Genomic DNA, 13,678 nt, shown 5'->3' with positions numbered 1-13,678 from the left:
CGTGATTCTTTGTGTTCGCTTCTGTGTGGTGGTGGCTGAGGAGGCGGCGTGAAGAAGACGGCGACCCGGCTCGCGGACGGACGCGAACTGCTCTACTACGACTCCCGCGACGACGCCGTGCGCGACGCCGTCGACCTCCGGCCCCTGAGACGGCCCGCCGGCACGAGCGAGATCCGCCGCGATCCGCTGGTCGGCGACAGCGTCGTCATCGCCTCCCACCGCCAGGCGCGCACCCACCACCCGCCGGCCGACAGCTGTCCGCTGTGCCCCTCCCGCGAGGGCCGGCCGACCGAGATCCCCGCCGCCGACTACGAGGTCGTCGTCCTCGAGAACCGTTTCCCCGCCCTGTCCGGCGACGCCGGGCGCTGCGAGGTGGTCTGCTTCACCGCCGATCACGACGCCTCCTTCGCCGACCTCGACGAGGACCGGGCCGCGCTCGTCCTGGCCGCCTGGACCGACCGCACCGCCGAACTGGCCGCCCTGCCCGGAGTGGAGCAGGTGTTCTGCTTCGAGAACCGCGGCCGGGAGATCGGCGTGACGCTCGCTCACCCCCACGGCCAGATCTACGCCTACCCCTTCGTCACCCCCCGCACCGAACGCGTCCTCGCCTCGGTCGCCGGCCACCACGCCCGCACCGGCGGCCGCAACCTCTTCGACGACACCGTGGCCGGCGAGCTGGCCGACGGCCGGCGGACCGTCCTCGACGGCGAGCACTGGGCGGCCTTCGTGCCCCACGCCGCCCGCTGGCCCTATGAGGTGCACCTCTACCCGCGCCGCCGGGTGCCCGACCTGCTCGCCCTCGACGACGCGGCGCGCGCCGAGTTCCCCCGGCTCTACCTGGAGCTCCTGCGGCGCTTCGACCGGATATTCGACGACCGGGGCGGGGAACGCGGCGCGGGGGAACGCGGCACGGGGGAACGCGCCGCGGACCGGCGGCCCACGCCGTACGTCTCCGCCTGGCACCAGGCGCCGTTCCGTCATCCCCACAGGAGTGAATTCGCCCTTCACCTCGAGCTCTTCACCATTCGCCGTTCTGCCGGAAAGCTGAAGTTCCTCGCCGGTTCGGAATCCGGCATGAGCGTGTTCATCAACGATGTGCCGCCCGAGGCCGCGGCCGAGCGACTGCGAGAGGTAGCGAGTCAATGAGCAGCGGAATCAGCAGGAAGTACCTGGTCACGGGCGGTGCGGGCTATGTCGGCAGCGTCGTCGCGGCCCACCTGCTGGCCGCCGGCCACACCGTCACCGTCCTCGACGACCTCTCCACCGGCCACCGCGACGGCGTCCCCGAGGGAGCCGGCCTCATCGAGGGCCGGGTGCAGGACGCCGCCCGGTGGCTGGACCCCTCCTACGACGCCGTCCTGCACTTCGCGGCCTTCTCCCAGGTGGGGGAGTCAGTGGCGGCGCCCGAGGCCTACTGGCGCAACAACGTCGGCGGCACCCTCGAACTGCTCGCCGCCATGCGCGGGGCCGGGGTGCGCACGCTCGTCTTCTCCTCCACCGCCGCCACCTACGGCGAGCCGGCCTCCGTCCCCATCACCGAGGAGGCCCCCACCCGCCCCACCAACCCCTACGGCGCCACCAAGCTCGCCGTGGACCACATGATCACCGGCGAGTGCGCGGCCCACGGCCTGGCCGCCGTCTCGCTGCGGTACTTCAACGTCGCGGGCGCGTACGGGCCTTACGGCGAGCGGCACGACCCCGAGTCGCATCTGATCCCCCTCGTGCTGCGGGTCGCCCTCGGCGAGCGCGAGGCCGTCTCCGTGCACGGGGACGACTACCCGACCCCCGACGGCACCTGCGTGCGCGACTATCTCCATGTCGCCGACCTCGCCGGCGCCCATCTGCTGGCCCTGGGCGCCGCCCGCCCCGGCACCCACCTGATCTGCAACCTCGGCAACGGCAACGGCTTCTCCGTCCGCGAGGTCATCGAGACCGCCCGCAAGGTCACCGGCCACCCCATCCCGGAGACCGCCGGCCCGCGCCGCCCCGGCGACCCGGCCGTGCTGGTCGCCTCCGCCGAACGGGCCCGCGACCTGCTCGGCTGGCGGCCCGAGCGCCCCGACCTGGCCGGGATCATCGCGGACGCCTGGGACTTCGCCCGGCACGGCAGGGCCACCGGGTGAGCGCCCGGCAGGCCGCCCGCTCCTTCCGGACCGTGTACGGCACCGCGTGCGAGGACGTGTGGGAGGCGCCCGGCCGGGTCAACCTCATCGGCGAGTACACGGACGTCAACGACGGCTTCGTGCTGCCCCTCGCCCTGCCGCACCGCACCCGGGTGGCCGCCCGTGCCCGCCGGGACGGGCGGCTGCGGCTGCATTCGGCGGCCGCGCGCGGCGGCGTCGTCGAGCTGCGCGTGGACCGGCTGGCACCCGGGGCCGTCCGGGGGTGGGCCGCGTACCCGGCCGGGGTGCTGTGGGCGCTGCGCGAGGCGGGGTACGACATCGCGGGCGCCGACCTGCACGTGGAGAGCGACGTGCCGGTGGGGGCGGGGCTGTCGTCGTCGGCGGCGCTGGAGGTCGCCACCGCGCTCGCGCTGACCGAGCTGCACGGACGGGCGCCGGACCGCCCCGAGCTGGCCCGGCTGGCACGGCACGCGGAGAACGCCTTCGTGGGTGTGCCCTGCGGGGCCATGGACCAGACGGCGTCGGCCTGCTGCGTCACCGGGCACGCCCTCCATCTCGACACCCGGAGCCTGGCGCACCGCCAGGTCCCCTTCGACCCGGCCGGGTGCGGCCTGGTGCTGCTGGTCGTCGACACCCGGGTGCGGCACGCGCTGGGCGACGGGGCGTACGCCCGGCGGCGCGCGGGCTGCGAGGCGGGCGCGCGTGCGCTGGGCGTGCGCGCCCTGCGCGATGTGCCCCATGACCAACTGGACGCCGCCCTGGGCGCGCTGGGCGATGACGCGGCGCTTCGGGCGCTCGTGCGCCACGTCGTCTCCGAGAACCACCGCGTGGCGGCCGTGGCCGCGCTCCTGGACGCGGGGGACGTCCGCGCCGCCGGCCCGCTGCTGACCGCCGGGCACGCCTCGCTGCGCGACGACTTCGCGGTCTCCTGCCCCGAGCTGGATCTGGTGGTCGCGGCCGCGCTCGCGGCGGGCGCGCTCGGCGCCCGGATGACCGGGGCCGGCTTCGGGGGTTCGGCCCTGGTGCTGGCCGAGGAGGCGGCCGCCGGGGAGGTGGAGCGGGCGGTCACCGGCGCCTTCGCGGCGGCCGGCCACCGTGCCCCGCGCGTCTTCGCGGCGACCCCGGGCGACGGCGCGCGCCGGTCGGGTCAGGACGGGCAGCAGGACGGGCAGCAGGACGTGCAGCAGGACGGGGAGCGGAACGAGCAGCGGAACTGAGCCGGAACCACATCACGTCGTTCCGAGTCGTTCACCGCCCCAATACTGAACATAAAGCTCACGATAAACACCCGGGTCAGGCAGTTTTGCCAATCGCCTTCCGTCGCCGGACCCCGGCCGTACCCTGATGCACAGCGTCGGTGGGGGCCGACGCTGATCAGGGGGCGAGACAGGCAGGTACGACGCCCGGGGCGGGGTGGTTGTCAGGGCACGGCGGCGGCCGTGCGCGCGTGGCGGCCCCGGTTCGGGCGCCGTACCCGCACTGCCCTCGCCTTCCGGGACATGGGGGTGGTTGTGGCACGAATTCGGGTACTGGTGGTCGACGACCACCGCATCTTCGCCGAGTCGCTCGCCGCCGCCCTCGCGGCCGAGCAGGACGTGGACGTCTCGGCGGCCGGCAGCGGGCCGGCGGCGCTGCGCGCGCTGGAGCGCGCGGCGGGTGAGGGGCGGCGCTTCGACGTGCTGCTGATCGACGCCGATCTCGGCACGGTGGGTCCGGACGCCGCACAGGTCCCGGGCCAGCCGAGGGGGCCGGGCGGCCAGGACGGTCACGGGCCGCCCGAGGGCACGGTGGACGGGATCTCGCTGGTGGCCAGGGTGCGCTCGGGCCACCCGGGCGTGCGCACGGTGGTGCTGGCCGAGCGCGACGACCCCCGGCGGGCGGCGGCCGCACTGCAGGCCGGCGCCGGCGGCTGGGTCGCCAAGGACTGCTCGCTCTCGCGGCTGCTGGCGGTGATACGCGGTGTGCTGCGGGACGAGACGCATCTGCCGCCCGCCCTGCTGACGGGCGTCCTGCGCGAGCTGACGGCCGCGCGCAAGCACCGCACGGAGAGCGAACGGCTGGTGGAGTCGCTCACCCCGCGCGAGCGCGAGGTGCTGCGCTGCATGGTGGCCGGGCTCGGCCGCAAGGCCGTGGCCGAGCGGCTCTACCTCTCCCCGCACACGGTCCGTACCCATATGCAGAACGTGCTGGGCAAGCTGGGCGTGCACTCCACGCTGGCCGCGGTGGCGCTGGCCCGGCGGGCCGGGGTGGGCCCGGTGGACCTAGCCGGGGACGTTGTCGAACGGGGCGGTCAACTGGCGTAGCAGGCCCGCCAGTTCGCCGCGCCGGTCGGGGGAGAGCTCGGCGAGGATCGCCCGCTCCTGGGCCAGCAGCCCGGCGAGCGCCTGGTCGGCGCGGTCCCGCCCCTCGGCGGTCAGCCGGACGAGCACACCGCGCCGGTCGCTGGGGTCGGGCTCGCGCTGAACGAGGCCCTTCTTGGCGAGCCGGTCGATGCGGTTGGTCATGGTGCCCGAGGTGACCAGGGTCTGGGTCAGCAGCTGGCCCGGGGAGAGCTGGTAGGGCGCACCGGCCCGGCGCAGCGCGGTCAGGACGTCGAACTCCCAGGGCTCGAGCTCGTGCTCGGCGAAGGCGAGCCGCCGGGCCCGGTCCAGGTGACGGGCGAGTCTGCTGACGCGACTGAGCACTTCGAGTGGTTCCACGTCGAGGTCGGGGCGCTCTCGGCGCCACGCCGCGACCAGCCGATCGACCTCGTCCTCCATGCGATCAGTGTAGTAGGTCTGTCGACATGAAGTCTCTTGACGTCAAGAGATGATCAGGAGGGGCGCCCGGAGGCGCCCCTCACCACGCACCGCGCCCGGTCAGCTCCTGCGGTGCCCGACCAGCCGCGGCTTGGCCTCCAGGCCGTCCAGCCCGTGCCAGGCCAGGTTCACCAGGTGCGCCGCCACCTCGGCCTTCTTCGGCTTGCGCACGTCCAGCCACCACTGACCCGTCAGCGCCACCATGCCCACCAGCGCCTGCGCATAGAGCGGGGCCAGCTTCGGGTCGAAGCCCCGGGCCTTGAACTCCAGGCCCAGGATGTCCTCCACCTGGGTGGCGATGTCGCTGATCAGCGACGCGAACGTGCCCGTCGACTGGGCCACCGGCGAGTCGCGCACCAGGATGCGGAAGCCGTCCGTGGACTTCTCGATGTAGTCCAGCAGGGCGAACGCCGCCTGCTCCAGCAGCTCGCGCGGGTGGCCCGCCGTCAGCGCGCCCGTCACCATGTCCAGCAGCTGCCGCATCTCGCGGTCCACGACCACCGCGTACAGCCCCTCCTTGCCGCCGAAGTGCTCGTAGACCACCGGCTTGGAGACCCCGGCCTTCGCCGCGATCTCCTCCACCGACGTGCCCTCGAAGCCCCGCTCGGCGAACAGCGTGCGACCGATGTCCAGCAGCTGCTCACGACGCTCCGCGCCGGTCATCCGCACCCGGCGGGGCCGGGCCCGGCGCGGGGCAGGAGGCAGGTCCTTGTCACTGGTGGTATTGCTGTCGATCGCCACGCTGTCAATCATGCCGCGTGAACGGCATCGCCCTTCCCCTGGGAATTCCGCTTCGACTCGATCCGGCCCGCGTTCGGCCAGCGCACGTCGTACGCCCAGCCGGCCTTCTCGAACCACCGGATGATACGGGCGCTGGAGTCCAGCTGCCCCCTCAGCACCCCGTGCCGCGCCGACGTCGGGTCCGCGTGGTGCAGGTTGTGCCACGACTCACCGCACGAGAGCACCGCCAGCCACCACACGTTGCCCGAGCGGTCCCGCGACTTGAACGGACGCTTGCCCACCGCGTGGCAGATGGAGTTGATCGACCACGTCACATGGTGCAGCAGCGCCACCCGCACCAGCGAACCCCAGAAGAACGCCGTCACCGCCCCCTGCCACGACCACGTCACCAGACCGCCGACCAGCGGCGGCAGCAGCAGCGAGACCGTCGTCCACAGCACGAACTGGCGCGAGACCGCGCGGATCGCCGGGTCCTTGATCAGATCCGGCGCGTACTTCTGCTGCGGCGTCTGCTCCGCGTCGAACATCCAGCCCACATGGGCCCACCACAGGCCCTTCAGCAGGGCCGGCACGCTCTCGCCGTACCGCCACGGCGAATGCGGGTCGCCCTCGGCGTCGGAGAACTTGTGGTGCTTGCGGTGATCCGCCACCCAGCGCACCAGCGGACCCTCCACCGCCAGCGAACCCATCACGGCCAGCGCGATCCGCAGCGGCCGCTTCGCCTTGAAGGCACCGTGCGTGAAATAGCGGTGGAAGCCGATCGTGATGCCATGGCAGCCGATGTAGTACATCGCCACCATCAGGCCCAGATCCAGCCAGCTCACACCCCATCCCCAGGCCAGCGGGACGGCGGCCACGAGCGCGATGAACGGAACGGTGATGAAGAGCAGCAGCGTGATCTGCTCGATCGAACGCTTGCTGTCGCTTCCCAGCGTGCCGGCGGGCAGCGGGGTCTCCTGGGCCTTCGGCGCGTCTTCGATCACGTCGGGGCTTGCAGTCATGGGGATCCCTTATGGGGTTCGGAGCTTGGCTACGGCTTCGTGGCTACGGTTCCGTAACCTACGGCTTCGTAAGTATGGCAGGGCTCGGGCACCGGGCAAGAGGCCGCAGGCAACCGCGCGTCGTACGGCGACCTATGCTGGGGGCGTCGGACAGCGCGGTCCGCCACCCCTCCAGACGTGCTCAGAACCTCTGCAAGGAGCTGCACCTGTGAGCAGTGCCGACCACACCAGCCTCGCCGCCGGAGCCCCGCAGACGCCCGCCGGCGAGACCGAAGCACGGCGCAGCGCCGCCCTGCGCGCCGACATCCGCCGTCTCGGGGACCTCCTCGGCGAGACCCTCGTCCGCCAGGAGGGTGACGAACTCCTCGACCTCGTCGAGCGCGTCCGGGCCCTGACTCGCACCGACGGCGAAGCCGCCGCCGAACTGCTGAGCACCACCGACCCGGAGACCGCCGCCAAGCTGGTACGGGCCTTCTCCACCTACTTCCACCTGGCCAACGTCACCGAACAGGTGCACCGCGGCCGCGAGCTGCGCGCCAAGCGCGACGCCGAGGGCTCGATCCTCGCCCGCACCGCCGACCAGCTCAAGGAAGCCGACCCCGAGCACCTGCGGCAGACCGTGGAGAACCTCGGCGTACGGCCCGTCTTCACCGCCCACCCCACCGAGGCCGCCCGCCGCAGCGTCCTCAACAAGCTCCGCCGCATCGCCGAGCTCCTGGAGACCACCAACACCGGCACCGGCGACAAGCGCCGCACCGACCTGCGCCTGGCCGAGAACATCGACCTGCTCTGGCAGACCGACGAACTGCGCGTCGCCCGCCCCGAGCCCACCGACGAGGCCCGCAACGCCATCTACTACCTCGACGAGCTGCACGCGGGCGCCGTCGGCGACGTCCTGGAGGACCTGGCCGCCGAGCTCGACCGCGTCGGCGTCACCCTGCCCGCCGCCACCCGCCCGCTGACCTTCGGCACCTGGATCGGCGGCGACCGCGACGGCAACCCCAACGTCACCCCCCAGGTCACCTGGGACGTGCTGATACTGCAGCACGAGCACGGCATCACCGACGCCCTCGAGCTCGTCGACGTGCTGCGCGGCGCCCTGTCCAACTCCATCCGCAACAGCGGCGCCACCGAGGAACTCCTCACCTCACTGCAGCGCGACCTCGAACTGCTGCCCGAGATCAGCCCCCGCTACAAGCGGCTCAACGCCGAGGAGCCCTACCGGCTCAAGGCCACCTGCATCCGCCAGAAGCTCGTCAACACCCGCGAACGCCTCGCGAAGAACACCCCCCACCAGGAGGGCCGCGACTACCTCGGCACCGGCGAACTCCTCGCCGACCTCCAGCTGATCCAGGACTCCCTGCGCGCCCACCGCGGCCGCCTCATCGCCGACGGCCGCCTCGAGCGCGCCCTGCGCACCCTGTCCGCCTTCGGCCTGCACCTGGCCACCATGGACGTCCGCGAACACGCCGACGCCCACCACCACGCCCTCGGCCAGCTCTTCGACCGCCTCGGCGAGGAGTCCTGGCGCTACACCGACATGCCGCGCGACTACCGCCGCAAGCTCCTCGCCAAGGAACTGCGCTCACGCCGCCCGCTGGCCCCCAGCCCCGCCCCGCTCGACGCCGCCGGCGCCAAGACCCTCGGCGTCTTCCACACCGTCCGCGAAGCCCTGGAGAAGTTCGGCCCCGAGGTCGTCGAGTCGTACATCATCTCCATGTGCCAGGGCGCCGACGACGTCTTCGCCGCCGCCGTCCTCGCCCGCGAGGCCGGCCTGGTCGACCTGCACGCCGGCTGGGCGAAGATCGGCATCGTCCCCCTGCTGGAGACCACCGACGAGCTCAAGGAAGCCGACCGCCTCCTCGACGAGATGCTCGCCGACCCCTCCTACCGGCGCCTGGTCGCCCTGCGCGGCGACGTCCAGGAGGTCATGCTCGGCTACTCCGACTCCTCCAAGTTCGGCGGCATCACCACCTCCCAGTGGGAGATCCACCGCGCCCAGCGCCGCCTGCGCGACGTCGCCCACCGCTACGGCGTACGACTGCGCCTCTTCCACGGCCGCGGCGGCACCGTCGGCCGCGGCGGCGGCCCCACCCACGACGCCATCCTCGCCCAGCCCTGGGGCACCCTCGAGGGCGAGATCAAGGTCACCGAGCAGGGCGAGGTCATCTCCGACAAGTACCTCATCCCCGCCCTCGCCCGCGAGAACCTCGAGCTGACCGTCGCCGCCACCCTGCAGGCCTCCGCCCTGCACACCGCGCCCCGCCAGTCCGACGAGGCCCTCGCCCGCTGGGACGCGGCCATGGACACCGTCTCCGACGCCGCCCACAGCGCCTACCGCCGCCTGGTCGAGGACCCCGACCTCCCCGCCTACTTCTTCGCCTCCACCCCCGTCGACCAGCTCGCCGAGCTCCACCTCGGCTCCCGGCCCTCCCGCCGCCCCGACTCCGGCGCCGGCCTCGACGGACTGCGGGCCATCCCCTGGGTCTTCGGCTGGACCCAGTCCCGGCAGATCGTCCCCGGCTGGTTCGGCGTCGGCTCCGGCCTCAAGGCCGCCCGCGAAGCCGGCCTGGACACCGTCCTGGACGAGATGCACGACCACTGGCACTTCTTCCAGAACTTCCTGTCCAACGTCGAGATGACCCTCGCCAAGACGGACCTGCGCGTGGCGCAGCACTACGTGGACACGCTGGTGCCGGAGGAGCTCAAGCACGTCTTCGACGTGATCAAGGCGGAGCACGAGCTGACCGTGCGGGAGGTGCTGCGCATCACGGGGGAGGACGAGCTGCTGGCCGCGAGCCCGGTGCTGCGCCAGACGTTCCACATCCGGGACGCCTACCTGGACCCGATCTCGTACCTGCAGGTCACGCTGCTCGACCGGCAGCGCCGTGCCGCCGAGCGGGGCGAAGCCCCCGACCCGCTGCTCGCCCGCGCCCTGCTGCTGACCGTGAACGGCGTGGCGGCGGGCCTGCGCAACACCGGCTGACGCGGACCCGGACATGACGGTGCCCCCGTGCCGACAACGGCACGGGGGCACCCCCACGTCTCAGCTGTTGTACGTCCCCTGCGCCCGCTCCAGGCCGTCCACGATCAGCGTCTCCACCGCATCGGCGGCCCGGTCCACCTCGAACGCCAGCTCCTTGCGCTCCGTGGACGAGAAGTCCTTCAGCACGAAGTCCGCAACCTGCATCCGGCCCGGCGGACGACCGATCCCGAACCGCACCCGGCAGTAGTCCGGACCCATCGCCTTCGTGATCGACTTCAGACCGTTGTGGCCGTTGTCGCCACCACCCAGCTTCAGCCGCAGCTGCCCGAAATCGATGTCCAGCTCGTCATGGACCGCGACGATCCGCTCCACCGGCACCTTGTAGAAGTCCCGCAGCGCAGCCGTCGGCCCACCCGACAGATTCATGAACGACATCGGCTTGGCCACCACCACCCGGCGGCTCGACGGACCCGGCGCACCCAGCCGGCCCTCCACCACCTGCGCCCGCGCCTTGTGCGCCTTGAACTTCGCCCGCATCCGCTCCGCCAGCAGGTCGGCCACCATGAAACCGACGTTGTGGCGGTTGCCCGCGTACTCGGCACCGGGGTTGCCCAGGCCGACGATCAGCCAGGGGCTCGAGTCGTCCGTCATCCGCATATCTCCTTCATAGCCAACCGCCGCCCCGCTCCGGTGGAGCGGGACGGCGGTCGCAAAGAAAAACCCGTAAAGGGGCCAGGATCAGGCCTCGGCGCCCTCGGCCGGAGCCTCCACCGAACCGGCGACGACGTGCAGCACGACGGCGTCGGCGTCAACGGCCAGCTCGACACCGGCCGGCAGGACGACGTCCTTGGCCAGGACGGAGGCACCGGCCTCCAGGCCCGCGATGGAGACGGTGACGGCCTCGGGGATGTGCGTGGCCTCGGCCTCGACCGGCAGGGCGGTCAGGGTGTGCTCGAGCAGGTTGCCGCCCGGGGCCAGGTCACCCTCGGTGTGGACCGGAACCTCGACGGTGACCTTCTCGCCACGCTTGACGACCAGCAGGTCGACGTGCTCGAGGAAGCCCTTCAGCGGGTCACGCTGGACCTGCTTGGGGATGACGAGCTCGTTGCGGCCCTCGACGTCCAGGGACAGCAGGACGTTCGGGGTCTTCAGCGCCATCATCAGGTCGTGGCCCGGCAGGGACACGTGAACCGGCTCGGCACCGTGGCCGTAGATGACACCCGGGACCTGGGCCTCGCGGCGGATGCGGCGGGCGGCGCCCTTGCCGAAGTCGGTACGGACGGCAGCGGCGAGCTTGATCTCGGCCATGGTGCACTCCTCGTGAACAGTTGTAGTGGACGGTCACCCGGCCCACGACAGGCCTGCTACGAAGAGCGCGTCGATAACGGACCGCCGCACACTGCGTCCTGAAACGCGGTGCGGCCTCCCTCGCCGAGCAACTCGAAGAGTCTACCCGGCGGGGAGGCCGCCCAGAAATCGATCAGTGAATGATCGTTACGGCAGGAGCGAGAATACTCAGCCCAGCTCGTCGAAGAGGCTCGTGACCGAACCGTCCTCGAACACCTCGCGCACGGCACGGGCGATCGTCGGAGCGATCGACAGCACCGTGATCTTGTCCAGCTCGAGCTCGTTCGGGGTGGGCAGGGTGTTCGTGAACACGAACTCGCTCACCTTCGAGTTCTTCAGCCGGTCCGCGGCCGGGCCCGAGAGCACACCGTGCGTCGCCGTCACGATGACGTCCGCCGCACCGTGCGCGAACAGGGCGTCCGCCGCCGCGCAGATCGTGCCACCGGTGTCGATCATGTCGTCGACCAGGACACATACCCGGCCCTTGACGTCACCCACGACCTCGTGGACCGTGACCTGGTTCGCCACGTCCTTGTCACGCCGCTTGTGCACGATCGCCAGCGGCGCGCCCAGACGGTCGCACCAGCGGTCGGCCACGCGCACCCGGCCGGCGTCCGGGGAGACCACGGTCAGCTTGTCGCGGTCGACCTTCGCGCCCACGTAGTCCGCGAGGATCGGCAGCGCGAACAGGTGGTCCACCGGGCCGTCGAAGAAGCCCTGGATCTGGTCCGTGTGCAGGTCGACCGTCAGGATGCGGTCGGCGCCCGCGGTCTTCATCAGATCCGCGATCAGACGGGCCGAGATGGGCTCACGGCCGCGGTGCTTCTTGTCCTGACGGGCGTAGCCGTAGAACGGCAGGATCACGGTGATGCTCCGGGCCGAGGCCCGCTTCAGAGCATCGATCATGATCAGCTGCTCCATGACCCACTTGTTGATCGGAGCGGTGTGGCTCTGCATCAGGAAGCAGTCGGCGCCACGGGCCGACTCCTGGAAGCGAACGTAGATCTCGCCGTTGGCGAAGTCGAATGCCTTGGTCGGGACGAGAGAGACGCCCAGCTGGTGCGCGACCTCCTCGGCAAGCTCGGGGTGGGCGCGGCCGGAGAAGAGCATCAGCTTCTTCTCGCCGGTCGTCTTGAACCCGGTCACAGCACATTCTCCTTGGATGTCGCTTTGTGTGCGCTTATCACGGTACGCCCCGCACGGCGTGCCGGTGTCACGGTCACTGGTCGCCGTCGGTCTCCCGGCGAGCTGCGGAAGCGGCCTGCGCGGCAGCACTTCCCGGGCGCTTACGGGCCACCCAACCCTCGATATTCCGCTGCTGGCCACGGGCGACAGCGAGCGAACCCGGGGGCACATCCTTGGTGATGACCGAGCCGGCGGCGGTGTACGCGCCGTCCCCGATCGTGACCGGAGCCACAAACATGTTGTCCGATCCGGTACGGCAGTGCGAGCCGATCGTGGTGTGGTGCTTGTTCACACCGTCGTAGTTCACGAAGACGCTCGCCGCGCCGATGTTGCTGTACTCGCCGATCGTCGCGTCGCCCACGTACGACAGGTGCGGCACCTTCGTGCCCTCGCCGATCTCGGCGTTCTTCATCTCGACATAGGCGCCGGCCTTCGACTTCGCGCCCAGGCGCGTACCGGGCCGCAGATAGGCGAACGGGCCCACGTTCGCGCCCTCGCCGATGACGGCGGAGTCGGCGACCGTGTTGTCCACACGGGCGCCCGCGAGGACGGCGGTGTCCGTCAGTCGGGTGTTCGGCCCGACCTCGGCACCGGTGGCCACATGCGTGGCGCCCAGCAGCTGGGTGCCCGGCTGCACGAGCGCGTCCGGCTCGAACGTCACGGTGACGTCCACCCAGGTCGTGGCCGGGTCGACGACGGTCACGCCGCTCATCATGGCGGCGTGCAGCAGCCGGTCGTTCAGCAGCCGGCGCGCCTCGGAGAGCTGCACCCGGTTGTTGATGCCCAGAATCTCCCGGTGGTCCGCGGCGACGGCCGCGCCCACCCGGTGCCCGGCCTCGCGCAGGATGCCCAGCACGTCGGTGAGGTACTCCTCACCCTGGCTGTTGTCCGTGCGGACCTTGCCGAGCGCGTCCGTGAGCAGCTGCGCGTCGAAGGCGAAGACGCCGGAGTTGATCTCGCGGATCGCCCGCTGGGCGTCGGTGGCGTCCTTGTGCTCGACGATCGCGGTCACCGCGCCCGTCGCCTCGTCGCGCACGATGCGCCCGTAGCCGGTGGAGTCCGGCACCTCGGCGGAGAGCACGGTGACGGCGTTGCCGTCGGCGGCGTGGGTGTCGGACAGGCGCTTCAGCGTCTCGCCGGTCAGCAGCGGGGTGTCGCCGCAGACGACGACCACGGTGCCGTCGAGGGCGATGCCGCTGTTCGACAGCTCCTCCAGGCCCATGCGCACGGCGTGGCCGGTGCCGTTCTGCTCGTACTGGACGGCGGTGCGGACGCCCGGGTCGATCTCGGCCAGGTGCGCGGAGACCTGCTCGCGGGCGTGGCCGACGATGACGACGAGGTGCTCGGGGTCCAGCTCACGGGCGGCGGCGACGACGTGCCCGACGAGGGAGCGGCCGCAGATCGCGTGCAGGACCTTGGGGGTCGCCGACTTCATGCGGGTGCCCTCACCCGCTGCGAGGACGACGACGGCTGCCGGGCGGTTGGCGCTCACGGGTG

Annotated in this window: 12 protein-coding genes; 5 read left to right on the top strand and 7 right to left on the bottom strand. The window is 71.8% G+C overall.

The annotated features are described in order from the left end of the window. Nucleotides 1-48 precede the first annotated feature (48 nt). From ACIG36_RS17410 to ACIG36_RS17395, 4 genes are all read left to right on the top strand, one after another. Nucleotides 49-1,146, top strand: coding sequence for a galactose-1-phosphate uridylyltransferase (locus ACIG36_RS17410; protein WP_399928037.1), 1,098 nt, complete (start codon nt 49-51; stop codon nt 1,144-1,146). Further along, nucleotides 1,143-2,123, top strand: coding sequence for a UDP-glucose 4-epimerase GalE (gene galE / locus ACIG36_RS17405; protein ID WP_399928034.1), 981 nt, complete (start codon nt 1,143-1,145; stop codon nt 2,121-2,123). Before ACIG36_RS17410 ends, galE begins: the two co-directional genes overlap by 4 nt. After that, nucleotides 2,120-3,340, top strand: a complete 1,221-nt coding sequence (gene galK / locus ACIG36_RS17400; protein ID WP_399928031.1) for a galactokinase — start codon at nt 2,120-2,122, stop codon at nt 3,338-3,340. The genes galE and galK overlap by 4 nt, the downstream gene beginning before the upstream one ends. Nucleotides 3,341-3,634: 294 nt before the next feature. Beyond that, nucleotides 3,635-4,426 carry a LuxR C-terminal-related transcriptional regulator gene (locus ACIG36_RS17395; protein WP_399928029.1) on the top strand — a complete coding sequence of 264 codons (792 nt, stop codon included), beginning with the start codon at nt 3,635-3,637 and terminating at the stop codon, nt 4,424-4,426. Here ACIG36_RS17395 and ACIG36_RS17390 read toward each other — a convergent pair. The 3 genes from ACIG36_RS17390 to ACIG36_RS17380 form a co-directional block, all read right to left on the bottom strand. Beyond that, nucleotides 4,385-4,882 (bottom strand): MarR family winged helix-turn-helix transcriptional regulator, encoded by a 498-nt coding sequence (locus ACIG36_RS17390; protein ID WP_399928026.1) that lies wholly within the window; start codon nt 4,880-4,882, stop codon nt 4,385-4,387. The two genes, ACIG36_RS17395 and ACIG36_RS17390, sit on opposite strands and share 42 nt — an antisense overlap. 99 nt (nt 4,883-4,981) lie before the next feature. Then, entirely contained in the window at nt 4,982-5,674 is a 693-nt protein-coding gene (locus ACIG36_RS17385) for a TetR family transcriptional regulator (protein WP_399928023.1), read from the bottom strand. Next, complete coding sequence (locus ACIG36_RS17380; protein WP_399928021.1) at nt 5,671-6,663, bottom strand: acyl-CoA desaturase; 993 nt, start codon at nt 6,661-6,663, stop codon at nt 5,671-5,673. Before ACIG36_RS17380 ends, ACIG36_RS17385 begins: the two co-directional genes overlap by 4 nt. Before the next feature lie 208 nt (nt 6,664-6,871). On the opposite strand from ACIG36_RS17380, the gene ppc reads away from it, so the two are divergent. Next, on the top strand, nt 6,872-9,649 hold the full coding sequence (gene ppc / locus ACIG36_RS17375; protein WP_399928018.1) for a phosphoenolpyruvate carboxylase: 2,778 nt from the start codon (nt 6,872-6,874) through the stop codon (nt 9,647-9,649). Nucleotides 9,650-9,709: 60 nt separating this feature from the next. Here the strand turns inward: ppc and pth are convergent, their stop codons facing one another. The 4 genes from pth to glmU form a co-directional block, all read right to left on the bottom strand. Next, on the bottom strand, nt 9,710-10,300 hold the full coding sequence (gene pth, locus ACIG36_RS17370) for an aminoacyl-tRNA hydrolase (RefSeq protein ID WP_399928015.1): 591 nt from the start codon (nt 10,298-10,300) through the stop codon (nt 9,710-9,712). A gap of 87 nt (nt 10,301-10,387) precedes the next feature. After that, on the bottom strand, nt 10,388-10,957 hold the full coding sequence (locus tag ACIG36_RS17365; protein WP_399928013.1) for a 50S ribosomal protein L25/general stress protein Ctc: 570 nt from the start codon (nt 10,955-10,957) through the stop codon (nt 10,388-10,390). A gap of 207 nt (nt 10,958-11,164) precedes the next feature. Next, nucleotides 11,165-12,142, bottom strand: a complete 978-nt coding sequence (locus ACIG36_RS17360) for a ribose-phosphate diphosphokinase (protein ID WP_086572754.1) — start codon at nt 12,140-12,142, stop codon at nt 11,165-11,167. A gap of 73 nt (nt 12,143-12,215) precedes the next feature. Beyond that, nucleotides 12,216-13,673 (bottom strand): bifunctional UDP-N-acetylglucosamine diphosphorylase/glucosamine-1-phosphate N-acetyltransferase GlmU, encoded by a 1,458-nt coding sequence (gene glmU, locus ACIG36_RS17355; protein WP_399928010.1) that lies wholly within the window; start codon nt 13,671-13,673, stop codon nt 12,216-12,218. Between the last annotated feature and the right edge of the window lie 5 nt (nt 13,674-13,678).

Origin of the sequence: Streptomyces sp. NPDC053048, assembly GCF_044547045.1 — a bacterium.
Classification (GTDB): Bacteria; Actinomycetota; Actinomycetes; order Streptomycetales; family Streptomycetaceae; genus Streptomyces.
This window is presented reverse-complemented; position numbering and strand designations above follow the sequence as displayed.

Coding starts and splice junctions, on each gene's coding strand:
- galE (WP_399928034.1), top strand. CDS start 1,143: ATGAGCAGCGGAATCAGCAGGAAGTACCTGGTCACGGGCGGTGCGGGC.
- ACIG36_RS17390 (WP_399928026.1), bottom strand. CDS start 4,882: ATGGAGGACGAGGTCGATCGGCTGGTCGCGGCGTGGCGCCGAGAGCGC.
- pth (WP_399928015.1), bottom strand. CDS start 10,300: ATGACGGACGACTCGAGCCCCTGGCTGATCGTCGGCCTGGGCAACCCC.
- ACIG36_RS17385 (WP_399928023.1), bottom strand. CDS start 5,674: ATGATTGACAGCGTGGCGATCGACAGCAATACCACCAGTGACAAGGAC.
- ACIG36_RS17380 (WP_399928021.1), bottom strand. CDS start 6,663: ATGACTGCAAGCCCCGACGTGATCGAAGACGCGCCGAAGGCCCAGGAG.
- ACIG36_RS17365 (WP_399928013.1), bottom strand. CDS start 10,957: ATGGCCGAGATCAAGCTCGCCGCTGCCGTCCGTACCGACTTCGGCAAG.